The following is a 24,187-nucleotide window of genomic DNA, read 5'->3' as shown; positions in this document are numbered from 1 at the left end:
CGGGTTTTGGGTAACCGCCTGCGCTTTTTCTTTTCAGGAATGCTTCCTCGCTATGTCACTCGTTCTTTTGATCGAGCAAGTGCTGAACGGTTTACAGTCCGGCGTTATGCTCTTCCTTATGGCTGCGGGCCTAACGCTGGTGTTCGGCGTTATGGGGTTGATTAACCTCGCTCACGGCTCGCTTTATATGGTCGGCGCGTTTGCCGCTGCTGCCACCGCCGCTGCCACCGGCTCGTTTCTTTTGGCGCTCATTGCAAGCCTTGCTGCTGCCGCTGCTGCTGGCGCGGTGATCGAACTTGCTGTTATCCGGCGGCTTTATAACCGTGATCACTTGGACCAAGTGCTGGCGACATTTGCCCTAATTCTGATTTTCTCTGAAGGAACGCGCTGGCTGTTCGGCTCGTTTCCGCTGTTCCTTGATGTACCGTCCTATCTCTCCGGTGCGGTAACGCTGCCATTCGGCATTCAGTACCCGCTTTACCGCCTCACCATTATCGGCGTTGGCCTTGCTGTTGCTGTTGCGCTGTTCCTGCTGGTGTCGCGCACCCGTCTTGGTATCCGTATCCGCGCAGGTGAAAGTGACCGCGAGATGATTGCTGCGCTTGGCGTTGATATCTCCCGCCTTTATACGGTGGTGTTTGCTCTGGGCGCTGCTCTTGCCGGTCTTGCTGGGGCAATGGTTGGCGCGATCCAGTCTGTGCAGGTAGGTATGGGTGAGCCTGTGCTGATCCTCGCCTTCGTGGTGATCGTAATCGGCGGTATTGGCTCGATCAAAGGGGCGCTCGTCGGCTCTCTGCTTGTTGGCCTTACCGATACTCTGGGTGGGTTTTTGCTGCCGCAAGCCTTTGGCTTGTTCATGGATGCTTCCAGCGCGACTTCGATCGGCTCTGCGCTTGCCTCCATGCTCATTTATATCCTGATGGCGGGTGTTCTCATCTTCCGCCCTTCTGGTCTTTTCGGGAGGGCATAAGATGAGCCGCGAAACATCCCTCAACTCGGTGATTGGCCTTGGCCTGCTGCTGGTTCCGCTCTGGGCCTATTGGGCAGACGAGCCGTTCATCATCACCCTTTCCACCAAGGTTGCCATTTTGGCCCTTGCTGGCGTTGGCCTTAACATTGCGCTTGGTCTTGGCGGTCTGGTCAGCTTTGGTCATGCGGCGTTCTTCGGCATTGGCGGCTACGCCATGGGCATTCTGGCAGCTCACGCGCAAACCTATGTACCGCTGATGGAATGGCCGTTTTTGATTGATGGCACCAAGTCCATGCCGATCATTTGGCTGGTTGCCATGGTGGTGAGTGCTCTGGTTGCCGTACTGATCGGAGCTCTGTCACTGCGCACCTCCGGCGTTTACTTCATCATGATCACGCTGGCCTTTGCGCAGATGCTCTACTACTTTGCGATCAGCTGGCCTGCTTATGGCGGTGAGGACGGGCTTTCCATCTACCTCCGCAACAGCTTCCCCGGTTTGAATACGCTGGTGCCAATCCAGTTCTTCGGTATCTGTTACGCTCTTCTGATGATCGTTATCGCGTTCTCCGCCCGCCTTGCTCGCTCGCCATTTGGGTTGGCGCTCGCAGCGGCACGCCAGAACGAGGAGCGCGTGGAAACGGTGGGCATGCGCCCCTATAACCTACGCCTTGCAGCCTTCGTAATTTCAGCTGCCATTACCGGTCTTGCCGGTGCGCTTTATGCAGACCTCAACCGCTTCGTCAGCCCGACCATGTTTAGCTGGCACATGAGCGGCGAGATCATGGTGTTCATCATCCTTGGTGGTGTCGCCCGTCTTTATGGTCCGGTTGCTGGTGCTGCGCTTTACATCATGTTGGAGCACTTCCTCGGCCCGATCTCCGAATACTGGCAGATCTATCTTGGCGCTCTGCTACTGCTCGTCGTTCTGTTCGCCCGTGGCGGTCTCATCGGTACGCTCGCCGGAAGGGAGGTTGCCCATGACTGATCTGGTTCTTGAAACTAAAGGCATCAGCAAGTCATTCGGTGCGCTGAAGGCCAGTAACAACATTTCGCTGGATTTGCGGGTAGGGGAGATCCACGCGCTCATCGGCCCTAACGGTGCGGGTAAGTCCACCCTTATCAAACAGATTGCGGGCGGTTTGACACCTGACAGCGGCTCGGTTCACTTTCTGGGTGAAGATGTAACCACGCTGGACCGTGTTGCCCGCGCCCGTAAGGGCCTTGGCCGAACCTTCCAGATTTCATCGTTGGCGATGGACTTCACTGTGTTGCAAAACGTTGTGCTTGGCGCGCAAGGGGCTAAGGGCTCTCCGTGGCACTTCTTCCGCAATGCCATGAAGGACAAACGGCTTCTGGATATTGCTTGGAATGCTTTGGAGCGTGTTGGCCTACAAGACCAAGCCAAGGTTCGTACAGCAGACCTTTCTCACGGCCAGCGCCGCCAGTTGGAAGTTGCCGTTGCGCTGACCCTTTCACCAAAAGCGTTTTTGATGGATGAGCCGATGGCGGGCATGGGCGCGGCTGGTTCTGCCCAGCTCACCACATTCTTGGAAAACCTGCGTACCGAAGCGCCGATCCTGCTGGTTGAGCACGACATGGATGCTGTGTTCGCCCTTGCTGACCGTATTTCCGTGCTTGTGTACGGCGAGATTATCGCAAGCGGAACGGCTGATGAAATTCGCCGCGACCCGCAAGTACAAAAAGCCTATCTTGGGGAGGAGAGCCTATGAGCTTGCTAGAGCTTTCCGGTGTAACCGCTTTTTATGGCCCCGCGCAGGCCCTGTTTAAAGTGTCGCTGAGCCTTGAGGAGGGCGAGGTGCTCGCCCTTATGGGCCGTAATGGCATGGGCAAGTCGACAACCATCAAATCCATTTGCCGTATGGTTGCGGTGAAAGAGGGCGAGCTGACGTTTGACGGGCATGACCTCAAGAGCTTGCCATCTCACAAAGCCGCTCGCCTCGGCATTGGTCTGGTGCCTGAAGGGCGGCGCTGTTTCCCAAACCTCAATGTGGAAGAAAACCTCAGCGCGGCGGCGCGCAAAGGGGCTTGGGACTTTGAGCGCGTCTGCAAGCTGTTCCCACGGCTGAAAGAACGGCGCACCCAGCTTGCAGCGTCCCTTTCCGGCGGCGAACAGCAAATGCTTGCCATTGGCCGTGCCCTGATGACCAACCCGCGTCTTCTCATTCTGGATGAAGCGACAGAGGGCCTTGCCCCTGTTGTGCGGCAGGAAATCTGGCAGGCGATCAGCGAGCTGCGCAAAGAAGCGGGCCTTTCCATTCTTGTGGTTGATAAGACCGTCAAAGAGCTGGAGAAGATCGCCGACAAAGCGGTAATTCTGCAAAGAGGCGAAACGGTTTGGTCTGGCGCTATGGCCGACATGAGCCAAGACATCGCTGCAGAATATCTGGGGGTTTAGAAATGGCGTTTCACTTTGCTCAAAAGGTTTTGTTCAAGCACTGCGATCCCGCGGGCATTGTGTTTTATCCGCGCTATTTCGAGATGATCAACGATACGGTTGAAGCGTTCTTCGATGAAGCGATGAACGAACCGTTTGAAGATATGCATCGCGGCGGACGGGGCGGTGTCCCGACCGCTCACATCGAGACGGACTTTAAAGCCCCGAGCCGCCACGGTGACCGGCTGGATATTGCGCTCGGCGTGACCCGTGTGGGCCGCTCCAGTGTGAACCTGTCTTTTCTTTGCACCTGCGGTGATGAGGTACGCTTTATGGCCAAATCGACCCTTGTCTACATCAATGACAAAGGCCGCCCTCAAAGCTGGACAGATAAGCTGAAAGCATCGCTCAACGAGGTGTTGGAGAGCGAATAAGATTGGGAAAATAAAGCTATCCACCTTAAGAGACATTGGCTGGTCAGAATGGGACCCAATTGGTCTTCTCGCACCTGGGGAAGTTTGGGATCATCTCGAATACGCAGATGAATATGACTCTTGTCTTATAGGAGTCGCCCAACGTCTAAGACGCGGTGATCCCGTGGACGATGTTATCAAGCATTTGGTAGAGATTGAGTGTAACCATATAGGGTTGGGTATGAGTAGTTGCACGATTGAGCGAGCCACCCGAACAGTCCTTCGAATACAGAACAGTAAAGAGGTTTGGGTCGAAAGTAGTTCGTAGATAGTTCAACTAGCGAGTTTCGTTGAGGGCTTTTCTATCCAGCATATCCGACCAGAGCTAATTTATAGTTACCTTTTCTGATGGGGTGAGTTTTGATCATATTCTTCCCGAACATGAAGCCAAACAGCTAATTTTATTCCTTAGCCGAAGCTCGCTAGACTGGTCACAAAGCTGGGCAGATAAGCTTAAGGCATCGCTCAACGGGGTGTTGGAGAGCAAAGGTTATCAAGCTTTGATTGTATAATAGGTGGAAATACTCTCCCGAATTGAATATATTAATTTCCATTAAGATTTTAAGCATAATGGATTTTTAGATGCCTTCCGCCGTATCTCGGTTACCCGCCGCTTTATTTTTTGCAGCGGGCCTGACTAACCCTGCCCATTCAGCCGAGTTTTTCTCACAATTGGAGTTAGGAGCGGCAGTTCTGGTCGGCGAGGAGAGCCAGTTTTTTGCTGAGCGTGGAGAGAGTACTCCCTTTAAAAGAATTCGCGATCTGAACGTAGACAATGGCGTATCAGGAGGCTTTGCACTTAGCGGCGTCTATGGTGCCATGTTGCGGCCGATGGAACATGCCAACGGCGGCATCTCACTGTCCGTCCAAGGGCGCTTTACAGCAACCCAATCAAACTCAGATGATGCGTTCTTAGATAGTGGACCAGGAGAACGATATGGTTGGGCTGGACTAGATAACGGTGGTGGATGGGGCACCAGTGACGGACACACTCTCTTCACCGATGTTGAAAGAGACTTCTTCTATAGTGGTGCAGCGATACTGCTCTCTATTCACCAAGTTGTCGGGACTGAAAGCAGCTTTGTGTTTGGCGTTGGTCCTTCCGCGCGTCGTTTAAGTGAGGAACGAAATCATCACGGGCTGATCAGCTCCACTGCTGTTACACAGGTGATGCAAAGCGACGAGCTTCGAACAGACTACTGGGGTGGTATCGTATCCGCCCAATTCCAGAGAGCTCTTAGGCCGGATCTTTCTGCTTCGCTTAAAGGTGAGTTCGGCGTGTTTCAGAGTGCGACCAAGTTCACGGCGGATCAAAATATATGGACGAACTCTGGTCCTGAAAGCGAAATATCTGCTTCATTGAAAACCAACAAGGCTGCGATGAGTGCAAGTCTCAAAGCCGCGCTGGATTACCAGTACACTGACGCAATCAATCTTGGTGGTTTTGGTGAGGTTTCCTACCTGTCTCACGCACCTCAGGTAGACTATGGCTCGGTTCCTACCGATGCAGCAGGTGGAAAGCTTCGACTGGTTGATGGTGACTTGCTTGGCTTTACGGTTGGCGTGCGGGCGACCATGACCTTCTAGACTGCGATCTTAATGGGATCAGAAATGCAAAAAGGCCGCTGGGAAGGCGGCCTTTTCTTATGTAGGGGAGGAGTAAAGGGGGGAGCCCCTACATTGCATTGACTAGCCAAAGCGTAACCGATGGCACCGCAATGAGGATAAGAAGGCGCACGATGTCGGAGGTCCAGAACGGCAGCACGCCTTTGAAGATAGTTGGCAGGGAAACATCGCGCAGCACATTGCGCAGGATGAAGACGTTCATGCCAACCGGCGGTGATATGAGGCTGATCTCCGTCACAACAACCACGATAATAGCGAACCAGATGAGCACAGATTCAGGATCGCTTAGCGCTTCCACGCCAAAGTCCAACTCCATGATAACCGGATAGAATACAGGAACGGTCAGCAGGATCATGGAAAGGCTCTCAAGCACACAGCCAAGGGCAATGTAGATGAGAACGATGAGCGCGATCACCAGATAGGCGTTGATGTCCATATCCAGCACCCACTCCAGCAGGTAATCCGGCAGGCCAGCAAAGTTCACGAAGTTGGCGAAGATTTCTGCACCGATGATGATGATGAAGATCATCGCGGTGGTGCGCACGCTGTCCAGCGTTGCGTTGAAAAGCTTCTGTGTTGTGAGACCGCCCATTCCCAAAGCGATGAGGAAGGACACGCCAGCACCAATACCTGCAGCTTCTGTTGGCGTGAAGAACCCGCCATAGATACCGGTCATGATAAGGGCGAACAGGCCAATTACTGCGCCCACGCCTACTTTTTCGCGGGTGGTGAATGGCTCGGTGTGGTTACTCTTTGGGGCAAGTTCCGGCTTGATCAAAACAGCAATGTAGATGGCTGCAAGATAGAGAACGACGCCCAGAAGGCCGGGAATAACACCAGCGATGAACAGCTTGCCGATGTCGGTCTCGGTAATAAGGCCATAGATGATGAGGATCACGCTTGGCGGAATAAGAATGCCGAGTGTTCCGCCCGCTGCGATGGAGCCTGCTGCAAGACTGTCAGCATAGCCGTATTTGCGCATGGACGGCATGGCAACCTTGGACATGGTTGCAGCGGTTGCAAGGGACGAGCCGCAAACAGCGCTGAAGCCGCCACAGGCCACAATGGAGGCCATTGCCAAGCCACCGCGTGCACCGCCGGTTAGACGGTTTGCAGCAGCATAGAGGCCATGACTTACACCGGAAATGGTGAGCAGGTTGCCCATGATGATGAATAGCGGCACCACCGAAAGGGAGTAGGACAGGCCGGTTTCAAACGTCGTGGTACTAATCATGGACCATGTTGCGCTCCAGCCGCGCAGGTAGGCAAAGCCAACTGCACCGACGGCGATCATCGCAAACGCGATAGGTACGCGCAAAAAGATTAGGGTCAGCAGCACAGCGCCGCCAAGGAGCGATTCAAACATGGATTAGTACCCCCGACGAAATGCAGTAAAAATCAGCTGGAAGGCGTAAAGAGCAGCAAGCGCGGTGCAAAGTGCAGCCAGCCACGCAAGGGGTGCGTATGGAACGTCCAGTGCATTGGTAACTGCACCGTCATGACCAAGCTTTAGTCCTTCAGCTCCGAGGCGCCACGCCAGAATGCCCAGAACCACGCAAGAGAACGTGGAGGAGACAAAACGCATGAAGTTTTGTCCAACTGGCGGAACGAGGCCGTAGAAAATGTCGACTTCTACATGGCCTTTCGCATGGGTTGTTAATGGAAGGGCAGCAAATACCAGCGCACAGAGCATGAGCTGGGTTAGTTCAAACGCACCTCTTACCGGAGCGTTCAACCAGTACCGTCCCACCACGTCAGCAAGTGTTAGAACCGTCAGGCCCGCGATAAGCAAACAACAGCCGATGCCAACACCAAGGTTTATCATTTTGGTGAGGGAGAGCGCTTTACGCGCCCTCCGTTGCTCGGTGCGTGCTTTCGTCACTTGGCAACTCCAGACTGTTTGCGCATTTCAGCAAGAGCTGCTGTGCCGTCAAAGCCATCTTCAGCAATTGCAGCAGACCATGCTGCTTCATAAGCGGCAGCCTTTGCCTTGATGCTGTCAACGAGGGCATCTGGTGCGTTGTAAAGCTCGATACCTGCTGCGGTGATCTTCTTGGTCGCTTTCACGTCTGCATCGTTCCATGCCTTACCAACGCGCTCAGCGAAGGCAACGCCGGAGATCGCTTCAATAGCAGCCTGATCTTCAGCAGAGATATCGTTCCACTTGCCTTCGTTCATCACGAGGAACCAAGTGGTGTTGTAGATGCCGCCCGGTACTTTCATGGAGTACTTGACGTGTTTGGTCAGGTTGAAAGCGGTAAGCGCTTCGTAGGTGAAGGTCGCGCCGTCAATGATGCCGCGGGAAAGCTGCTCGTACACTTCAGAGGAGGACATGAAAACGGAGTTTGCGCCCATGTCTTTCACGAGGTCTGCAATGTAGCCACCTGGAACGCGGATCTTCAGACCCTTCATGTCGTCAGCGGTTTCAACCTTGCGAACGTTGTTGTGCAAGAGGCCCGGGCCGTGAACAAAGAGGCCAAGAACCTTGGTGCCCTTGTGTTCTGCCTGCGCATCCAGATCACCAGCGTAAACATTCCAAAATGCCTTGGAGCCAGCAACAGCATCATCACCGATGAAGGAGAACTGGCCAATGCGCGAACGCTCAAAGCGGTTGTCTTTGGTAAAGGAGTGCAGGCCGTAGGTGATGTCTGCAACGCCATCAACTGCCATGTCGTAGTGGGCAGGTGGTGCGCCAGCAGGCTTTGCCAGAACGCGAACGCTTACGCGGCCGTCAGTTACCTTTTTGATTTCACGTGCCCAAGGCTTGATCGCGTTTACAACGATCGGGTGCTTTGGAGGCAGCCAAGAGCTGAGAATGAGCTTGGTGTCAGCGCTTGCACTGCTGGCCAGCGCGAACGGGGCCATCAAACCTGCAATACCTGCGGCGATAAGGGTCTTCTTCAAAAACATATAATCCTCCCAGAATGTCTGGCCTGAAAAGAGGCTTTCCTCCTCGCTCTTCTCAGGCCCCTTTGTGTTCGATGGGGTGCGTTATTGCGTTAGTCAGTGAACTCTTTCTTATGAAGCCACTCAGCGTGCTTTGGTGCGCGCTTGGTTTTGCTCCAGTCTTCAAGCATCTGCCACTTCACGGCATCCAGCTTTTCAAGCATTGCTTCTTCCTGCGGATCCGGACAGGCCAACTCAATGCGGTGGCCGTTCGGGTCGAAGAAGTAGATGGAATGGAAGATGGAGTGATCTGTTACGCCCAGAACCTCGATGCCGTTGTTTTCAAGGTTTTCCTTGAATTGCAGCAGGGTTTCACGGTCCTTCACCTTAAAGGCGATGTGCTGCACCCAGATAGGGGTGTTTGGATCGCGGCCCATCTCCGGCTTGGTCGGCAGCTCGAAGAACGCCAGAACGTTGCCCATGCCTGCATCAAGGAAGATGTGCATGTATGGGTCCGGCTCGTGGGTAGAAGGAACCTTGTCTTCAGCGATTGCCAGAACGAAGTCCATGTTCAGGTTCTTGGTGTACCACTCGACGGTTTCTTTCGCGTCTTTACAGCGGTAGGCAACGTGATGGATTTGCTCGATTTTCATCAATGAAACTCCCGAAATATGGTGCCCGAAGGGTTTAGCTGTCGCTGGCCAGAGCAAGTGCCTCCCGAAGCACCGCTCTGTCGCCCACATGGTTTGCAAGGATAAGAACAAGCTTGGCGTTGATCTGCTGGCTCTCTTCCAGTGTCTTGCCTTCGTGCGCTTTCAGCAGCTCGGAATAAAACCCGTCAGGGTCTTTCAGGTTTGGCTTGGTTTGCAAGGTGCTCATGGTCTTGTCTCCCCTTACCGGCCAGTTGCGCGCGCTAGTGCCTTGCGCACATCGTCTTCGTCGTAGGATGTCCAGCGGGCCGCAACGTGCTGATCCGGACGCATGAGGTAAACAGCGCTTTCGCTGTCGCCCAGATAACGTTCAGCCAGCAGCTCGTCCTTGCCACAGGTGGCGTGAACTGCGGTGACTGGAATACCGTCAAACTCCAGAGCCTCAGGCACAGTGGTGTTGATGGCCAGCAGCTGGAAGCCGTTGCCCAAAAGGTCCATCAGCCAGCCGCCCTTGAACGGAGCATCACTTGCAGGAGAACCAGGACGGGACCGCATTGGCAGGTCTGCCGTGTCCGGTGTGTTCAGGCGGGAACCGTCATAAACACACGGAACAGACAAGCGGCCGGAGTTAACCAACGGACGGGCAAACTCTGCTTTTTCTGCCAGCTCAAGCACGCTATTGCGGAAGATGCGGCTCATTTCTGACTTCGGTGTAATGAAGTCGGTAGAGCGGGATGAGTTCAAAATGTTCTCGTCCGCACCAAAGATGCGCTCTTCGTCGTAGCTGTCCAGCAGGCTTTCAGGCGCTTTGCCATCCATAACCAGCTTCAGCTTCCAGCCAAGGTTGTCGGTGTCCTGAAGACCGGAGTTCGCACCGCGTGCACCGAAAGGAGACACCTGATGGGCACTGTCACCGGCAAAGATGACCGAGCCTGCACGGAAGGTTTCCATACGGCGGCACTGGAAGGTGTAGATAGACACCCACTCAAGTTCGAACTTCACATCCTCGCCCAACATTGCTTTCAGGCGCGGGATGACGTTTTCCGGCTTCTTCTCTTCTTCCTTGTCGATGTCCCAGCCCAGCTGCAGGTCAATTCGCCAGACGTTGTCCGGCTGCTTGTGCAGCAGAGCAGACTGCCCGCGATTGAACGGCGGATCGAACCAGAACCAGCGCTCTGTCGGGAACTCGGCATCCATCACCACATCGGCAATAAGGAAGTTGTCTTCAAAGATGCGGCCTTTGAAGTCTAGATCGAGCATCTGGCGGATTGGAGAGGCAGCGCCGTCACAGGCGATAACCCAATCCGCTTCCAGCTTGTAAGGACCCTCTGGCGTTTCCAGAGTAACGGTGGCAAAGCCGTCACCGTTTTCAACGCCAACCACCTTGTTGCGGCCGCGAATTTCGATTGGCTTGCCTTGCTCTTGAAGCTCGGTAACGCGCTCTACAAGGAACTGCTCCAGATAGTACTGTTGCAGGTTGATAAAGGCAGGGCGCTTGTGGCCTTCTTCCGGCAGCAGGTCAAACTGGTAGACCTGACGCTCGTCAAAAAACACCTTGCCGATATTCCACTGAACGCCGGTATCAACGAACTGGTCTCCACAGCCCAGTCGGTCGAGAATTTCCAGCGGGCGCTTTGCATAGCAAACCGCACGGGAGCCCCAGCTTACCTTGTCGTTGTCGTCCACCACGACAACCGCAACATCCTGCATGGCCAGATCAATGGCAGCGGCGAGGCCGATAGGGCCTGCGCCAACCACCACCACCGGCTTGCGGACAGGCATCGGAGAATCCTGATCCGCACTGCGGGTGTATGGGTAGAGGGGGACTTCAAAGATTTTCGTCATGAACCGTACCTCCCGAGTGGTTCTCGATTAGCCCTGAAGCGCTGCCCACATGTCCAGATCGCGCTGAGCAGTCCAGATGCGTGGGGTATCGATGCCGCGTGCTTCGTCGTAAGCGCGGGCAACGTTAAACGGCAGACAGTGTTCATAGATGGCGAAGTCAGAGAACTTCGGATCACACTCGGCGCGTACTGCGTCCCATGCTTCTTTCAAGGAGCCGCCACGCGCTGCAACTTTCGCTGCTGGCTTGTAGGTGCTCTCTACAAAGTCACGGGTACATTCGATGGCTTTGTTCACCATCTCGCTGCCGACGAGGGCATCACCACGACCCGGTGCAATTGCATCAACGTCGTAAGCCTTGATGTTGTCGAGGGTCTTGCCCCAGTCGTTGAAGTGGCCATCACCGCAGTAACAAGCGGAGTGGTACTCAACGATGTCACCGGTGAACATCACGTTCTGGTCTGGCACATGGATCACCGCATCACCTGCGGTGTGCGCACGGCCCAGATGCTTGATGTCTACACGGCGGTTGCCGAGGTAAACGGTCATGCTGTCGGAGAAGGTGGTTGTCGGCAGTGTCAGGCCCGGAATGCTCTCATGACCTTCAAACAGGCGAGGGAAACGCTGGAATTCACTGTCCCAGTCTTCCTGACCGCGTTCCATTACCATGGCGCGGGCCTTGTCGGACATGATGATCTGCGATGCACCGAACGCGCTGGCACCCAACACGCGTACTGCGTGGTAGTGGGTGAGAACCACGTGGGAGATTGGTTTGTCGGTTACGGTGCGAACGCAGTCGATTACCTTCTGTGCAAGGCGAGGGGTCGCCTGCGCTTCTACGATCATCACGCTGTCGTCGCCGATGATCACGCCGGAGTTCGGGTCACCTTCTGCGGTGAAGGCATAAAGACCTTCGCCAACTTCGGTAAAGCTGATGTTCTTTTCGGTCATATCACCTTGAGAGGCAAATGCTTTAGACATGACGTTATTTCTCCGCGCGTGGAAATTTGTTTACGAGAGCTGGAAGAATGGAGCCGGTGCACTCACCAAAGCCGATGCGGTATCCATCGCCCTGTGCCCAACCGGTCAGGGTCATGGTGTCGCCATCCTCAATGAAGGTGCGGGTCTCGCCGCTGTCCAGAGTGAGGGGCTCTTTGCCACCCCAGCTGATTTCAAGCAGGGAGCCGTACTGGGTCTTTTCAGGACCGGAGATGGTGCCAGAACCCAGAAGGTCGCCTGTGTTCATTTTACAGCCGCTAGAGGCGTGGTGCGCCAGCTGCTGGGCTGCGGAATAGTACATGTTGTTGTAGTTGGTGCGGGCAATGGTCGTTGCCTTGTCACCGCCGTTTGGCAGCATGCTCACTTCAAGTTCAATGTCGTAGAGCATCGGTCCCGGCTCTGCGAGGTAAGGCAGCAGCTCCTTTTCACGCTCTGGCGTAGAGGTGCGGAACGGCTCCAGCGCAGCCTTGGAAACAACCCAAGGGCTGATGGAGGTCGCAAACGCCTTTGCCTGGAACGGGCCAAGCGGCTGGTATTCCCACGCCTGAATATCGCGGGCGGACCAGTCGTTCAGCAGAACGTAACCGAAGATGAGATCATCAGCTTCCTGAACGGAGATCGGCTCGCCCATCTCGGTTGGCAGGCCAACGACGGCGCCCATTTCCAGCTCGATATCGAGACGCGCACATGGGCCGAAGCGAGGTGCAGTGTCATTCGGGCCTTTGAGCTGGCCCATCGGGCGGCGTACCGCAGTGCCAGAAACGATGACGGTTGAAGCACGGCCATTGTAGCCGATTGGAATGTGCAGCCAGTTCGGCGGCAGTGCGTTTTCAGGACCACGGAACATGGTGCCCACGTTGAATGCATGCTGACGACCGGCGTAGAAGTCGGTGTATTCGGAAACGGTGAATGGCAGGTGCATCGCCGCTGCATCCATTGGGATGAAAGCAGCTTCCTTCAGCGCATCATTACCCTTGAGTGCAGGGTTGCCGCCGTCTTTCAGCAGGTCTGTCAGCTGTGCACGCACACCATCCCAAGCCGTTTTACCAAGGCCCATGAAGGCATTCAGCGCTGGCTGGTCAAAGACCGGCTTGTCGCCGCCTGCGTTGATGAGACCTGCCTCTTCCAGAGCGGCAAGATCGACGACGTAATCTCCAATTGCTGTACAGCAACGAGGGCTTAGTGCTTTTGTACTGAAGACGCCAAAAGGCAGGTTCTGAATTGGAAAGTGACAATTCTCGACCGCGGCGCTTTCAACCCAGCTTTTCATATGACTGTGCTCCCACCCGTGCGAAACCCTTAAGTGATTCCGCTTTCCTGTTCGCTTTCATCCAAAAATAGTTTCATACGAAACCTTGTCAACGAGAAAGTAGGTCTCCTTAGACGTTATTACTAAGATGACAGTTGCGTAAGTTTGGTGGAGAGATTAAAATGCTATATATTTGATATAAATCAATGTATCGCTACGAATGGGCAAAAGGAATAATTGACTTTTGGTTTCAATCGTAACTATAGAAGTTAAAATAGTGCGTACATATTTTCTAGTACGCAATGTAACAGTATGAAGTATGGGCCATAACGCGATGGTGTTCGAGCTAGGAACCTTCTTTCCCTACCGCGTTCGTAAGTTCGCAACGACTGTAAGTGAGGCGTTGCAGCAGATTTACAGCGTCGAATACGGGCTAACGACCTCCGAGTGGCGCACTATGGCTATTTTGGGGACTAAAAACATTCTTTCTGCCAGCGAGATTGTTGAGCGCTCGTCTATGGACAAGGTCAACGTATCGCGGGCTGTGCAGTCACTGAGATCACGGGGCTATCTCAAACGGGACATAGATGGAGACGACCGGCGCAAGTCGGTACTGCGACTCACTGATGAGGGCATTCGGGTATTTGATGATCTGATTCCCAAAGTGCGGGCCGTGGAAGAACGGCTGCTCAAAGACCTGAGCGAGTCTGACCTTCTTATCATGATGGACCTGATGGAGCGCATTTCCCAGCGGGCAGAAGAACTGGTCAAACAACGGGAGACTTCGGGCTAGCACTATGCCAGCCCGCGACATTGGGAGGAATTATGTCAACGGCGGTTCTCTATGATTACTGGCGCTCCTCCGCCAGCTACAGGGTACGCATCGGCCTAAACCACAAGGGCATCTCTTATGATGCTGTGAAGGTGGACTTGCTTTCTGGCGAACATCGGGGCGCAGAGCATTTGGCACGTAACCCGCAAGGGCTTGTTCCGGTTCTGGAAATAGACGGCAAGCGCTTCTCGCAATCCCTCGCGATTTTGGAGTATCTGGACGAGGTTCAGCCTCAACCAGCGTTTTTGCCTGAAGATGCTGAAGGAAAGGCGAGGGTACGCCAGCTTGCTCATGCCATTGCTATGGACATTCATCCGGTTTGCAATCTTGGGGTTGTTAAGCGGGTGCAAGAACTTGCAGGTGGCGACGATGCGGTGAAAGTGAGCTGGATGAAAGAGTTTATGAGCAAGGGATTGCTCGCTTTTGAAGAACTCTTGAACACGCCGCAGACCGGTCAGTTCTGTTATGGCGACGAGGTTTCGCTGGCAGACATTTGCCTTGTACCGCAGATGTACAACGCCCGCCGTTGGGGGGTGGATCTTTCTAAGATGCGCAAGCTGACAGCGATTGCTGATAGGGCGGCGGAACTTCCGGCGTTCAAGGCGGCCTATCCATCAGATTGATACGCACCGAACGACCTTTACAGAAGGCCGATGCTCGAAAGGGCATCGGCCTTTTTGTTTTTGCTGGAATTTTAATGGGTTAGCGTCGGTTGGCTGTTACCACTCCCTTGATTGTTTTCCGTGTGAATTCGGGGCTACCGACACCGGCGCGTGTCGTTAGGATCAGGCTGAATTCATCGGGAGAAACACAAGAATGGCTCCACTTTGGCAAGCGTTTGAAATGTCTAATCAAATGCTTTTGTGCAACTTACTCTTTGACTCACGAGAGCGGGACCTCAAATTACACTCCGTCGCTTGTCATGAGCGGTTATTTATGGATCTTGTAACCCGTGTGCTCAAGCCTGACTATTTTCTGGAGATTGGCGCCCACGAGGCTGATACCGCTTTGCGGATTGCCCGGAAATTGCCGGAGTGTACCTCGGTTGGCTTTGAGGCGGACCCGGGCGTTCACAAACACTTTTGTGAGGAATTTGAGCAGCAAGGCGTGCCCGAGAATTTTCATTACCGGCACATGGCTGTGACTGACAAGGTCGGTGATGTCGAGTTTTTCATGCAGCCCAAGGAAGACCCCGAGTTCCTTTTTGCCAACAACTCATTGAAAACAAAGCCGGGGCAGGAATACGAGAGTATTCGTGTGGAAGCGGCAACGATTGACAGCCTTTACAAGCCCAAAAGCGAAGAGACGGCGGTTTTGAAGCTCGATGTGGAAGGCCACCATTATGAGGTGCTGGAAGGGGCGACGGACTTTCTGGACAACACGCAGGCCATCTACGCAGAGGTTGAAGATTACAAGATCTGGGAGGGGCAGAAAACCGTGTTCGAGGTCTATGATCTCCTCGACGGGGCAGGGTTTGTGCCTGTCACGCGGGATGTCGAGACACCGGGCCAGTACAACGTTATGTTTTTGAAAAAAGACATCGCGTTTGATCGGCGGTTTCGCGGGCGCATCGCCCTCTATTTCAAAGAACTCTCCCTTTTGAATGAATTGGCAGGCCGGAATGTCGCGATCTACAACAGGCCGGTTTAACTGGCTAAGCCCGAAGAAAATTCGCGGCTATATCAAAAGCATCTATCAGCTGCGCAATACGCGTTTGCGGGTTGATAAGATCGAAAAGCTCATTCGTTCCTCCGGCGCTACTGCTTTTGTAGGGGGCGGCGCTGGAAACGTTGGGAAAGCGCCAGCCGATGCGCTGCGCCCGAATGTGAAGTTCAAAACCTTGCTGGCGGAAGACTTTCACATCAATCCCAAGAACTTCGGCAACCTCTACCGTTTTTTGAAGATGACCAAGTCAACTGTTGTGGTTGGACTTGCCAAAGGGTCTGACCGGCAAAAGCTGACCTGTGCAAACGGCAACTACGAGGAACATCGAGAGCTGCTTGAACCTTATCTGCCGCAGCTTGAGGCTCTTTCTAAGGAACAGTTGCTGGCGTTTCGGTATAGCGATGTTCCCGTTTTCAAAAGTGCGAAGAACGAGCTTTTAGCCTTTGTGCTCCCCAAGGAGGAGTGGCAGACCAGCGCTATCGAGCGGGAAAACGCGCAGGTGCTGAACCACGCTTGGAAGCATGACCGCGAAGCGCTGCTATTATGCTGTGCTGCCGCCATGTACTGGATTGATTATTGGCGCAGCTTTCCCAATCTCAACCGCTACGAGATAGCGTTCGTTTTTTCTGGCGCTCACACTTACGCGGCCGTTTTGCTTGAGATCCTGCGGTTTACAAAAGTGCGGGCATTCGTGCTTGAAACGTTCATGACCGGCAAGCACTACTTCATGGAAGAACGGTATACGGCCATTCCAAACGCCTCCAGATTTCAGATCACGGCCAAGCGGAAGATGGAGCAGTTGGCAATTGGCGACTTAGAGCGCATTCATATGCACAACGCGTTTGTGATGCAGGCCAACAAGAACGTTAAACAGCCCAGTGAAGAAACGCTGCAATTTACCAAGGACGGGCGCGAAATCTGCTTGATCCTTGGACAGGTTATCAATGACTACGCGTTTGTTTGCGGCTCTGGTTCTGTCCTCAATACCATTCCGGCTTATCGCGGGTTGATCGAGGGGCTTTTGGAAAATCCCGATAGGCTGGTTATTTTCAAAGCCCACCCTTGGGAGCGGAATAAGAACAACGCCGAGCAGACATTTACTGAAGGGTACATCAATCAGTTTTTGCAGCAGCTTCCAGCCTCAGCGCGGGAGCGGGTGTTTGTAACCACTGACTGGAACTTGAAGCAGCTGTTCCGCGTCTCCGACCGCATTTTCACACTGAGTTCGCAAGGGGGTATAGAGGGCGCGCTTGCTGGCTTTAAGCCGTATCTTCTGGGTGGAGGCTTTTATAGCAGCTTGGGCTTTACCCATGACTATGAAGATGTTGGTGCGTTGCTGACTGATCTGGAAAGCGGGCTGTTACCATCCACTCTCTCGCTCAGCGAATACAAGCAGATGGAAGATGTTTTGAGCGCGCTTGTTCTGGAGCATCTAATTCCGGTTGATGGCGATGCAGATGCTGCGATCTACAACAAGCTCAAGCCCTATCCAGAAGTGCCTCATAAACAGCAGGGTTCAAGCGAACTCGCCATTGTTCGAGACTTTGCCTAATGACGATATCTGTAAATTTTGTTGCCACCAAAAAGATGAACAGCAAGATATTTACCGATATCTTCCGCAGGTTCATCAACCGCGATGACCTGCACACGGTTGTATCAGAGCGGCCGCTGGAAGGGTTCGACATCTACCACTATCACCGCCCGCAAATGGAAAAGGGTGAGTTGATGCCCGGCGCCGTGGTGACCGTTCATCATGATGTGATCAATGACTTCGACCCCTTCGTGGATTTTGAAAAGTTCAGGCCTCACTATGAGAACGCTGGTCACATCATCTGCTTGAATTCCAATCAGGCGGAATACCTGGCATCTCAAGGGATCACTCAGACAACCATCATTCCGCACGGCTATGAGGATAGGCTCTTTCGGCGGCGCCCACTCAGGCGGTTCTCGGCAGATTACAAAATCAAAATCGGCTTCATCTCCAAGCGCTATGGAAGGCGGGTGAAGGGCGAAGTTCTGCTCTATGAGATGCTGGAGGGATTATCTCCAGAGCGGGTGGAGTTTGTGCTTGTCGGAGAGGGGCGTTCGCAGGATGCCGCCTACATTCGCGAAATGGGGTTTGAGTGCGAGTGCTTTGAGTTTCTTCCCTATCGGCTGTTTCCCAAAGTCTATGAGGAGATTGATTTTCTTTTGGTTCTCAGCAACGCTGAGGGTGGGCCAGCCAATATTGCTGAGGCGGTTGCCAGCGGAACGCCCGTGCTTTCGCGCCCCGTTGGTATCGCGCTGGACGCGGTGAGTGATGGCGTTAATGGGCTATATCTCAGCGGCGAAGCCAGCGAGAACGCCGAGGTAATCCGCAGGCTCGCTGACAATGAGCAGGGCTTGTTCGATACGCTTATGGTGGGCGCACACAAACAAGAAACCGCAATTACGTGGAGCCAAGTGATTGATCGCCACATTGAGGTCTACGAGAAGGTGCTGGCGAAACCCAAATCATCCGCTGTGAAATTTGAAGGTGTAGTGCCAACACTCTAGGCGTTAACTAGGTCGGTTGGCTCAATGATCAACCGGCTTCAGGTTGCACTCTCATCGCTTGCTGGACCTGTTGTTTCATCGCCGTAAATGTAGCGCGGGCCTCTGCCGTAAGAAGCGGCTGCATCACCGGCGTTATAAAGCTTGCACGAGTCTAGTGATAGGCAGCCGCAGCCAATGCATCCGTCTAGCTTATCGCGGAGATTGGTGAGGCGAGTGATTTTTTCGTCCAGCGTTTTGCGGAAATGATTGCTCAACCGCGTCCAGTCGGCCTTCGTTGGTGCTTTGCCGGTGGGAACTGTGGCTAGCTGCTCGCTGATCTCTGAAATCGTGAAGCCAAACTCCTGCGCCACCAGGATCAACGAAAGACGGCGGATGTCTGCCCGCATAAACCGTCGCTGGCCACTGGCTGTGCGAGCGGGAACCACCAGCCCCTTGCTTTCATAGAAGCGGATTGCCGAGGTTGAAAGGCCTGTTCTTTCAGAGAGATCACCGATGGTTAGCAGCGGTTTGTTAGCTGTCATGAAATTTTCTCCAGTGCAGCCTTGACTTAAAGTTAACTTGAACTTTTAAAAGAGTCGCCATTGAACGTCAAAGAGAGGGACACATTCGATGGCAAATTCATTTCTGGAACATGTGAACGTCACTGTGAGTGATCCGGTTGCCACGGCAAATCGCTTGGTTAACTGGTTCGGTTGGCACATTCGCTGGCAGGGGCCGGCGATGAATACCGGCACGACGGTCCATGTTGGAACCGATAGCTCCTACATCGCGGTTTACACCAGCAATACTGAGAGTGAGGGAGCGGGCAACACCTACAAGACGCGCGGCGGGCTTAATCACATCGGTGTGGTGGTGGACGATCTTGATGCTGCCGAAAAGAAGATCCTCGCCGACGGTTACAAGACCAGAAACCACGGCGATTATGAACCCGGCCGAAGGTTCTATTTCGAAGATGAGGACGGTATCGAGTTCGAGGTTGTAAGCTATGCCAGTTGATTGGTTGATCGCACTGATTAGCGTCATAGCTTTTCGGCCAACCGAAAAAGGTACCAACAATCCTGCCTCAAGAAATTGGAGGGCTTTGGAAGAAGAAAGAACCAACCATCCGCGCTGGTTTCTTCCGCTATTCTAAGGTTACGGCTAAGACGCTTTTCTAAACAGCGCCAAAGCTACCAATAGGATTTGAGAGGACCAAATCACCAAGTCTTCTCAAACCAATAGAGGCGATACCTCGAGCTAATGCCCGTAGCTGCACACTGGTGAAAGTGGAATTGCGAACTAAGACGCGCCTCTAGCTTAAACATGGGCTCGTCGGTAAGGCGGTGGAGAACGATGAGCCCAGTTTGCCCTACCGCTGTTGAGTGGCTTTGCCGGTCACAATCAAAAATTAAGTAGGTATTTAAACTAGTGTGAGTTGCTGCTAGTTTGCCCTCAGTAGTGAGGGTTGTTTTGTCTTTTAAGCATTTGTTTTCGACGACAGCATTAACCGGATTGGTGTTGTCTCAGGTCGCAGTTGCGGGATCCATCGGTCATCAGAGTGCGTTGCGAGCACCGATAGGGGATTATAGCGGCTTCGACGGTGCCACCAGTGATACGCGGGCGCTGTTCTATCGTAGCTTGGCTTCATCACCGCAGATTTTGTCGGGTCAAATAGAGGCTGGAAGCTCAAGCACGCCGCTGGTCGTTCAAAACTGGAATGGTCTAGATGCTTATGACGCCTTAAGCGGACGTCTTTATGTGGCAGGTCTTTCGTCCTCTTTGCCACTGGTCTCCGAGGTTGATATTACGCTTTATCTCTCGCGGCAGGCGGCTTTGGCTACAGACAATCTGTCGATTGATGTGATCGGTCTGTGGTCACAGGCGAATGCCGCAGTCACCAATTCCGGCGCCATTACAATGGGCGTGACTGCGGGAAACACGAGTTCTAACGGCGACGCTACCTCCTATGCAAAAGCGACGGGAATACGCGCTGGAAGCATCAACAATAGCGGAACTATCCATCTGACCTCCCAAGGAGGCGATGCGAGTGCGAACAATACAGCGAACTCTGATGCTGAAACGACCGGATTACATGGTTCCACGGTTGAGAACACGGGTGAGATCACGGTTCGCGCTGATGCAGGCATAGCAACTTCTTCGACAGGCTCTGCTTCTGGGGATGCGAGGGCCTATGCTATTCGCGGTGATGCAGTCACTAACAGTGGTGATCTAAACGTAGCTGCCACCGCTACTAGCGGATATGTCCAAGCACGCGGCATCTACGCGTATGGTGGAACTGTTTTCGATAATTCCGGTTCTATTTCGGTAGAGGGCCATGGCGGGGACCAAACGGTTCAGGCAATAGGCATCTACGCCCATGGCGGAACTTTGGAATCAAATAGTGGAGCAATTGACGTTAAGGCGTCCTCCCAATCGGGCGACGTTGAAGCATTTGCCATCAGTACCTACTTTGATTCCGGTAGCGGGCAGGGGTCTTTAGGGAAAAACTCCGGTAGGCTCTCTGTTGAAGTAACAAATGCGGGCGCCAATATGGAGGCCTATGGCATTCGTGGTAATGGTGGCCATACTGGCGAAAACACTGGCGACATCTCAATCATCGGAAAAAACGTTCGCGATGATATTGATGCTTACGGCATTCGCAGCGCAACCCTTTCACTCAACAGTGGGAACATATCCATTGGTGTTGCCAGCCAGAACGGCTCGGTAGTTGCCTCTGGGATTGCCGCTACCACAACGGAAAACAATGGAAACATTGACGTGGTGGTAGAGGAGGCAAAGTTAGGGGCGACCGTTAATGGCATTGAAGGCGATATAGAAACCAATAGGGGTGATATCCTCACTCATGTCAGTTCAGAAGGGAACATCAACAGTGACGGGATAGGCGGGGCTGTTGGCACCAACCGCGGCTCTATCTCTAGCGTTGCACTATCAACGAACGGCTCGTCCTATGCCCGTGCGATCAAAGGAACCGTGCAGAATAATTATGGCGACCTAGACGCCTTAGCTGTTTCCGATGCACATCAAGCCTACGCACGAGGAATTAGCGGTGCTACGGCAAATAACTGGGGTCACATAACTTCCAAGGCCTATAGCACGCAGCGTTACGCTTATTCCTACGGCATTCAGGGCGACCTTGGCTTCAATGCCGGTGATCTTAATGTTGAGAGCGTGAGTACCGGCGCACAAACCTATGCCTATGGGGTGCAGGGAAGCGTTGGTTCCAATCTTGGCGACATGAATATCCTTTCTAGGGGCCAGATACACACCTACGCTTATGGCATTCAAGGAGCGACGGCACACAATGCTGGCAGCATTTCGGTGCGGTCGCAGTCGACAGGTGATAACGCAAGGGCCTATGGAATTCGCGGGACGGTGGGCCTCAACGAGGGCGATATCTCCGCAACCGCTCTCGCAGGCACCAGCAATTCATTAGCAAAAGCTCGTGCCTATGGTCTTTATGACAGTGATGGTGGTTCAACTCCCTCCAATATTTCTCGAAACTCGGGTGCTATATCGGTTTTCGCCTACGCGGGAACCGTCACACAACTCGGTGGAGCTATTGATGCGTCTGCGGAGGCCGCCGGCGTCTCGTTACAAGCGGACAATGGGGGAGACCCTGTATTTGGAACGCTACTGGAAAACGACGGTTCGATCAAATCTGTTGTGGTAGGCGGGACTCTGATTGGCTCTACACCAGCCTACGCTGAAGACGGTTCAGTGGCTGCCTACGGTATACTGGCAAATGTTGGTGTTAATCGCGGTGAGATATTCGTCGAGGCCACTGGCTCTTCAATAAGCGGCGCAAGCAATGCAACTGCTTGGACGCAGGCCTATGGAATAAAGGGCGATGTTGATGTCAATTACGGCAATGTGAACGTTGAAGCGATTGGCGGTACAACAGATAATGACAAGGCTCGCCCTTACGTTCAAAGCGCAGGAATAGACGGCAGAATAACCCGGAACTACGGTGACATTACCGTCACAAGTGAAGCTGAAAACAGCTATGTCCAGACTTATGGATTAGACAGTAACGGGCATGATATCGAGATTAACGGGGGCGCGATTAAAGTAAGAGGAACTTCCTCTGACGACTCTGTTCAGGCCGCAGGCATCAGGGTTATCAGCGGAAACCTTGGGCTTAACAGCGGCGCCATTGATGTTTCTGCCGTTAGCACTGATGATTATGTCCATGCTGACGGCATCGACTTGATCGACGGGTCTTTAACAGAGAATACCGGAGACATTCGGGCCTACGGTCACTCAACCTCGAAATATGTCCATGCCAAAGGCATTAGCGCCTATAACGGAAGCATCGGGACAAACTCAGGTAATATCACCACTGTTGCGGAGGCAGGGGAGGGGTATGCGAATGCGCAAGGCCTTATCGGTATCGTAGACGCAAACCACGGTGACCTTTTCTCGCAAGCAACCTCCGACAAGGATTGGAGCCGAGCTGTTGGCATCTACAGAACCTCGGGCTTCTTGGTGAATAGCGGAGATATTTATGCTGCCGCCAAGTCAAACGGAGGCGTTGGCGTTAACGGAGAGGCTTATGCCTACGGCATTACGCTAAACGGCGATACTCGTTTGCATTCAACAGGTTCCATTCGCGTTGAAGCTCAAGGTAATGCCTCTAGCCAAGCCTATCAGGTCCAAACCAATGGTCATAATCTAACAATTGAGGCCTACGGCATTCTTTTTGGTGAGGACTTGGGTTTGGCGGAATATGCCGGCACCTTCCAGTCTTCCACCGGAGATAAAGTCACGTTCGTCAAAAATGGCGTCGGCGGACCGGAGAAGGCCGATCTTTACGCCCATATCAGCAATGGAAGTATTGAGGGGCAGGCCTATACGCTACCAGCGCTAGAGGAAAATGCAGTGCTGGCTGAGGGGCAGTTCGCCAGCGTGCAGGTGCATTCTGATTACGCGGACTGGGAGGCCAGTTTTGTTGAAGGTACTCAAAACACAAACCAGCAGCAGGTAATCTTTAATTATGCGCCTGAGAATTCTCCGGCGTTGACAGCTGCGGCAGCGTTGAGGGGCTTTGCTTCAAACCTCCATGACCTTGCCGGAGCGGGCCACCGTTTCGATGGGTCGTTGCGAGGTGATGCGTCACAGGGCATACCCCCTATGGCATATGGAGTAAATCCCACGCCGGATGCTGGACAGAAAGCCATCTCTAAATTGTTGCCGTCTACCCCAAGCGAGACTTCCTTGGTAGATGTAAGCCATGGCTATATGAAGGCAATTGTTTCCCGTCAGAGTGGTAACTATGACAGTTCGGGCTATGACCTTAATTCCACAGGGCTTTTATTCGGTCTCAATGTTGCCGCAACAGAAAGCTGGTTGGTGGGGCTTAGTGGTTATTACGGCTCCACCGATCTTGATTTCTCGCGGGCAGATCTCGACGGTGTGTTTGGCGCTGGCGAAGTATTTGCTATCGGCGCTCATACAACCTACGAGCTTGGGCTGGCGCAACTGGGCTTAAGCTCCCTCTACATGCACGCCCGAAACAAATATAGCGCCTCATCTCAAACCAGTACGGCCCACGATTACTATTCGGCCAATGCCCTTAGCACCCGCGCGACGGTTAATTGGGGTGTTGAGATCGGTGGCCACCTGTTTACTCCCGAGCTTGGTCTGGAGCACCTTTGGTATCAACAGCAAGGCTTTACCGTATCGGGGCTTGGACCTCTGGATACCGGATTTTCCGCTGTGAATGAAAACGATCTGAATGTCACAGCAAGCCTTGGCTGGACGCGGGCATTTCAACGCGGCGGGTGGCACATCCAGCCATCAGCGAAGGTAGGTCTGCGTCATTCTCTAACTGGCAGCAGCATAAGCGGGCAGATGTATCAAGGTGCAAATGGTGTTGAGGATCTGGACTTTGATGCAGATAGAACGCATCTACTAACGTCAGCAGGGCTCAGCCTGTCCAAAGGAAATGTAGACTTTTCTCTTGGTTACAGCGGAAGTTACTCTGAAAACACAGCGCATTCCGCAGTTGAGGGGCGCTTTTCCCTGAAGTTCTAGCGGGAGAGGTTTGTCGAATACTTTTGGGGAAA

Annotated in this window: 22 protein-coding genes; 13 read left to right on the top strand and 9 right to left on the bottom strand. The window is 53.5% G+C overall.

Annotated elements, in window-relative coordinates:
* Positions 1-52: 52 nt before the first annotated feature.
* From E1162_RS02795 to E1162_RS02770, 6 genes are all read left to right on the top strand, one after another.
* Positions 53-970, top strand: a complete 918-nt coding sequence (locus tag E1162_RS02795; protein WP_155126464.1) for a branched-chain amino acid ABC transporter permease — start codon at positions 53-55, stop codon at positions 968-970.
* A gap of 1 nt (position 971) precedes the next feature.
* Positions 972-1,955 (top strand): branched-chain amino acid ABC transporter permease, encoded by a 984-nt coding sequence (locus tag E1162_RS02790; protein WP_155126461.1) that lies wholly within the window; start codon positions 972-974, stop codon positions 1,953-1,955.
* Positions 1,948-2,700, top strand: coding sequence for an ABC transporter ATP-binding protein (locus E1162_RS02785; RefSeq protein ID WP_155126458.1), 753 nt, complete (start codon positions 1,948-1,950; stop codon positions 2,698-2,700). The genes E1162_RS02790 and E1162_RS02785 overlap by 8 nt, the downstream gene beginning before the upstream one ends.
* The gene (locus E1162_RS02780) at positions 2,697-3,386 is read left to right on the top strand and encodes an ABC transporter ATP-binding protein (RefSeq protein WP_155126456.1); all 690 of its coding nucleotides are present in this window, start codon (positions 2,697-2,699) and stop codon (positions 3,384-3,386) included. Before E1162_RS02785 ends, E1162_RS02780 begins: the two co-directional genes overlap by 4 nt.
* Positions 3,387-3,388: 2 nt before the next feature.
* Entirely contained in the window at positions 3,389-3,799 is a 411-nt protein-coding gene (locus tag E1162_RS02775) for an acyl-CoA thioesterase (RefSeq protein WP_155126453.1), read from the top strand.
* Positions 3,800-4,420: 621 nt separating this feature from the next.
* On the top strand, positions 4,421-5,425 hold the full coding sequence (locus E1162_RS02770) for a hypothetical protein (RefSeq protein ID WP_155126450.1): 1,005 nt from the start codon (positions 4,421-4,423) through the stop codon (positions 5,423-5,425).
* A gap of 88 nt (positions 5,426-5,513) precedes the next feature.
* On the opposite strand, the gene E1162_RS02765 is transcribed toward E1162_RS02770, so the two are convergent.
* From E1162_RS02765 to fahA, 8 genes are all read right to left on the bottom strand, one after another.
* The gene (locus E1162_RS02765) at positions 5,514-6,830 is read right to left on the bottom strand and encodes a TRAP transporter large permease (RefSeq protein ID WP_155126447.1); all 1,317 of its coding nucleotides are present in this window, start codon (positions 6,828-6,830) and stop codon (positions 5,514-5,516) included.
* Between the two features lie 3 nt (positions 6,831-6,833).
* A complete protein-coding gene (locus E1162_RS02760; protein ID WP_371311783.1) occupies positions 6,834-7,346 on the bottom strand; it encodes a TRAP transporter small permease in 513 nt (170 codons plus the stop codon).
* A complete protein-coding gene (locus E1162_RS02755; RefSeq protein WP_155126444.1) occupies positions 7,343-8,374 on the bottom strand; it encodes a TRAP transporter substrate-binding protein in 1,032 nt (343 codons plus the stop codon). The genes E1162_RS02760 and E1162_RS02755 overlap by 4 nt, the downstream gene beginning before the upstream one ends.
* Positions 8,375-8,463: 89 nt before the next feature.
* Positions 8,464-9,003: a VOC family protein gene (locus E1162_RS02750; protein ID WP_155126441.1), complete on the bottom strand. Its 540-nt coding sequence runs from the start codon at positions 9,001-9,003 to the stop codon at positions 8,464-8,466.
* 34 nt (positions 9,004-9,037) lie between these two features.
* Entirely contained in the window at positions 9,038-9,229 is a 192-nt protein-coding gene (locus tag E1162_RS02745) for a DUF2783 domain-containing protein (RefSeq protein WP_155126438.1), read from the bottom strand.
* Positions 9,230-9,243: 14 nt separating this feature from the next.
* On the bottom strand, positions 9,244-10,845 hold the full coding sequence (locus E1162_RS02740) for an FAD-dependent oxidoreductase (protein WP_155126436.1): 1,602 nt from the start codon (positions 10,843-10,845) through the stop codon (positions 9,244-9,246).
* 27 nt (positions 10,846-10,872) lie between these two features.
* A complete protein-coding gene (locus E1162_RS02735) occupies positions 10,873-11,823 on the bottom strand; it encodes an MBL fold metallo-hydrolase (protein WP_155126433.1) in 951 nt (316 codons plus the stop codon).
* Positions 11,824-11,827: 4 nt separating this feature from the next.
* A complete protein-coding gene (gene fahA, locus E1162_RS02730) occupies positions 11,828-13,111 on the bottom strand; it encodes a fumarylacetoacetase (protein WP_155126430.1) in 1,284 nt (427 codons plus the stop codon).
* Between the two features lie 298 nt (positions 13,112-13,409).
* Here fahA and E1162_RS02725 point away from each other — a divergent pair, with 298 nt between their 5' ends.
* The 5 genes from E1162_RS02725 (at position 13,410) to E1162_RS02705 (ending at position 18,122) form a co-directional block, all read left to right on the top strand.
* Complete coding sequence (locus E1162_RS02725; RefSeq protein WP_155126427.1) at positions 13,410-13,883, top strand: MarR family winged helix-turn-helix transcriptional regulator; 474 nt, start codon at positions 13,410-13,412, stop codon at positions 13,881-13,883.
* Positions 13,884-13,915: 32 nt separating this feature from the next.
* A complete protein-coding gene (maiA, locus tag E1162_RS02720; RefSeq protein WP_155126424.1) occupies positions 13,916-14,545 on the top strand; it encodes a maleylacetoacetate isomerase in 630 nt (209 codons plus the stop codon).
* Between the two features lie 313 nt (positions 14,546-14,858).
* Positions 14,859-15,572: an FkbM family methyltransferase gene (locus E1162_RS02715; protein ID WP_257098610.1), complete on the top strand. Its 714-nt coding sequence runs from the start codon at positions 14,859-14,861 to the stop codon at positions 15,570-15,572.
* The gene (locus tag E1162_RS02710; RefSeq protein ID WP_257098609.1) at positions 15,544-17,139 is read left to right on the top strand and encodes a capsular polysaccharide export protein, LipB/KpsS family; all 1,596 of its coding nucleotides are present in this window, start codon (positions 15,544-15,546) and stop codon (positions 17,137-17,139) included. The genes E1162_RS02715 and E1162_RS02710 overlap by 29 nt, the downstream gene beginning before the upstream one ends.
* Positions 17,139-18,122 carry a glycosyltransferase family 4 protein gene (locus tag E1162_RS02705; protein WP_155126415.1) on the top strand — a complete coding sequence of 328 codons (984 nt, stop codon included), beginning with the start codon at positions 17,139-17,141 and terminating at the stop codon, positions 18,120-18,122. The genes E1162_RS02710 and E1162_RS02705 overlap by 1 nt, the downstream gene beginning before the upstream one ends.
* Positions 18,123-18,160: 38 nt before the next feature.
* On the opposite strand, the gene soxR is transcribed toward E1162_RS02705, so the two are convergent.
* Positions 18,161-18,643: a redox-sensitive transcriptional activator SoxR gene (soxR, locus tag E1162_RS02700; RefSeq protein WP_155126412.1), complete on the bottom strand. Its 483-nt coding sequence runs from the start codon at positions 18,641-18,643 to the stop codon at positions 18,161-18,163.
* 88 nt (positions 18,644-18,731) lie between these two features.
* Here soxR and E1162_RS02695 point away from each other — a divergent pair, with 88 nt between their 5' ends.
* Positions 18,732-19,118 (top strand): VOC family protein, encoded by a 387-nt coding sequence (locus E1162_RS02695; protein WP_155126409.1) that lies wholly within the window; start codon positions 18,732-18,734, stop codon positions 19,116-19,118.
* Positions 19,119-19,571: 453 nt separating this feature from the next.
* Positions 19,572-24,155: a hypothetical protein gene (locus E1162_RS02690; RefSeq protein WP_155126407.1), complete on the top strand. Its 4,584-nt coding sequence runs from the start codon at positions 19,572-19,574 to the stop codon at positions 24,153-24,155.
* Positions 24,156-24,187: the final 32 nt, after the last annotated feature.

It is taken from the genome of Pseudovibrio flavus (genome assembly GCF_009711345.1).
Taxonomy (GTDB): domain Bacteria; phylum Pseudomonadota; class Alphaproteobacteria; order Rhizobiales; family Stappiaceae; genus Pseudovibrio; species Pseudovibrio flavus.
This window is presented reverse-complemented; position numbering and strand designations above follow the sequence as displayed.

What these genes read in the sequence shown, in the direction of transcription:
- E1162_RS02745 (WP_155126438.1), bottom strand. Translation starts at nt 9,229, where the DNA reads ATGAGCACCTTGCAAACCAAGCCAAACCTGAAAGACCCTGACGGGTTT.
- E1162_RS02785 (WP_155126458.1), top strand. Translation starts at nt 1,948, where the DNA reads ATGACTGATCTGGTTCTTGAAACTAAAGGCATCAGCAAGTCATTCGGT.
- E1162_RS02775 (WP_155126453.1), top strand. Translation starts at nt 3,389, where the DNA reads ATGGCGTTTCACTTTGCTCAAAAGGTTTTGTTCAAGCACTGCGATCCC.
- E1162_RS02790 (WP_155126461.1), top strand. Translation starts at nt 972, where the DNA reads ATGAGCCGCGAAACATCCCTCAACTCGGTGATTGGCCTTGGCCTGCTG.
- E1162_RS02705 (WP_155126415.1), top strand. Translation starts at nt 17,139, where the DNA reads ATGACGATATCTGTAAATTTTGTTGCCACCAAAAAGATGAACAGCAAG.
- maiA (WP_155126424.1), top strand. Translation starts at nt 13,916, where the DNA reads ATGTCAACGGCGGTTCTCTATGATTACTGGCGCTCCTCCGCCAGCTAC.
- soxR (WP_155126412.1), bottom strand. Translation starts at nt 18,643, where the DNA reads ATGACAGCTAACAAACCGCTGCTAACCATCGGTGATCTCTCTGAAAGA.
- E1162_RS02725 (WP_155126427.1), top strand. Translation starts at nt 13,410, where the DNA reads ATGGGCCATAACGCGATGGTGTTCGAGCTAGGAACCTTCTTTCCCTAC.
- E1162_RS02740 (WP_155126436.1), bottom strand. Translation starts at nt 10,845, where the DNA reads ATGACGAAAATCTTTGAAGTCCCCCTCTACCCATACACCCGCAGTGCG.
- E1162_RS02795 (WP_155126464.1), top strand. Translation starts at nt 53, where the DNA reads ATGTCACTCGTTCTTTTGATCGAGCAAGTGCTGAACGGTTTACAGTCC.
- fahA (WP_155126430.1), bottom strand. Translation starts at nt 13,111, where the DNA reads ATGAAAAGCTGGGTTGAAAGCGCCGCGGTCGAGAATTGTCACTTTCCA.
- E1162_RS02695 (WP_155126409.1), top strand. Translation starts at nt 18,732, where the DNA reads ATGGCAAATTCATTTCTGGAACATGTGAACGTCACTGTGAGTGATCCG.
- E1162_RS02735 (WP_155126433.1), bottom strand. Translation starts at nt 11,823, where the DNA reads ATGTCTAAAGCATTTGCCTCTCAAGGTGATATGACCGAAAAGAACATC.
- E1162_RS02710 (WP_257098609.1), top strand. Translation starts at nt 15,544, where the DNA reads ATGTCGCGATCTACAACAGGCCGGTTTAACTGGCTAAGCCCGAAGAAA.
- E1162_RS02750 (WP_155126441.1), bottom strand. Translation starts at nt 9,003, where the DNA reads ATGAAAATCGAGCAAATCCATCACGTTGCCTACCGCTGTAAAGACGCG.
- E1162_RS02715 (WP_257098610.1), top strand. Translation starts at nt 14,859, where the DNA reads ATGGATCTTGTAACCCGTGTGCTCAAGCCTGACTATTTTCTGGAGATT.
- E1162_RS02770 (WP_155126450.1), top strand. Translation starts at nt 4,421, where the DNA reads ATGCCTTCCGCCGTATCTCGGTTACCCGCCGCTTTATTTTTTGCAGCG.
- E1162_RS02780 (WP_155126456.1), top strand. Translation starts at nt 2,697, where the DNA reads ATGAGCTTGCTAGAGCTTTCCGGTGTAACCGCTTTTTATGGCCCCGCG.
- E1162_RS02755 (WP_155126444.1), bottom strand. Translation starts at nt 8,374, where the DNA reads ATGTTTTTGAAGAAGACCCTTATCGCCGCAGGTATTGCAGGTTTGATG.
- E1162_RS02765 (WP_155126447.1), bottom strand. Translation starts at nt 6,830, where the DNA reads ATGTTTGAATCGCTCCTTGGCGGCGCTGTGCTGCTGACCCTAATCTTT.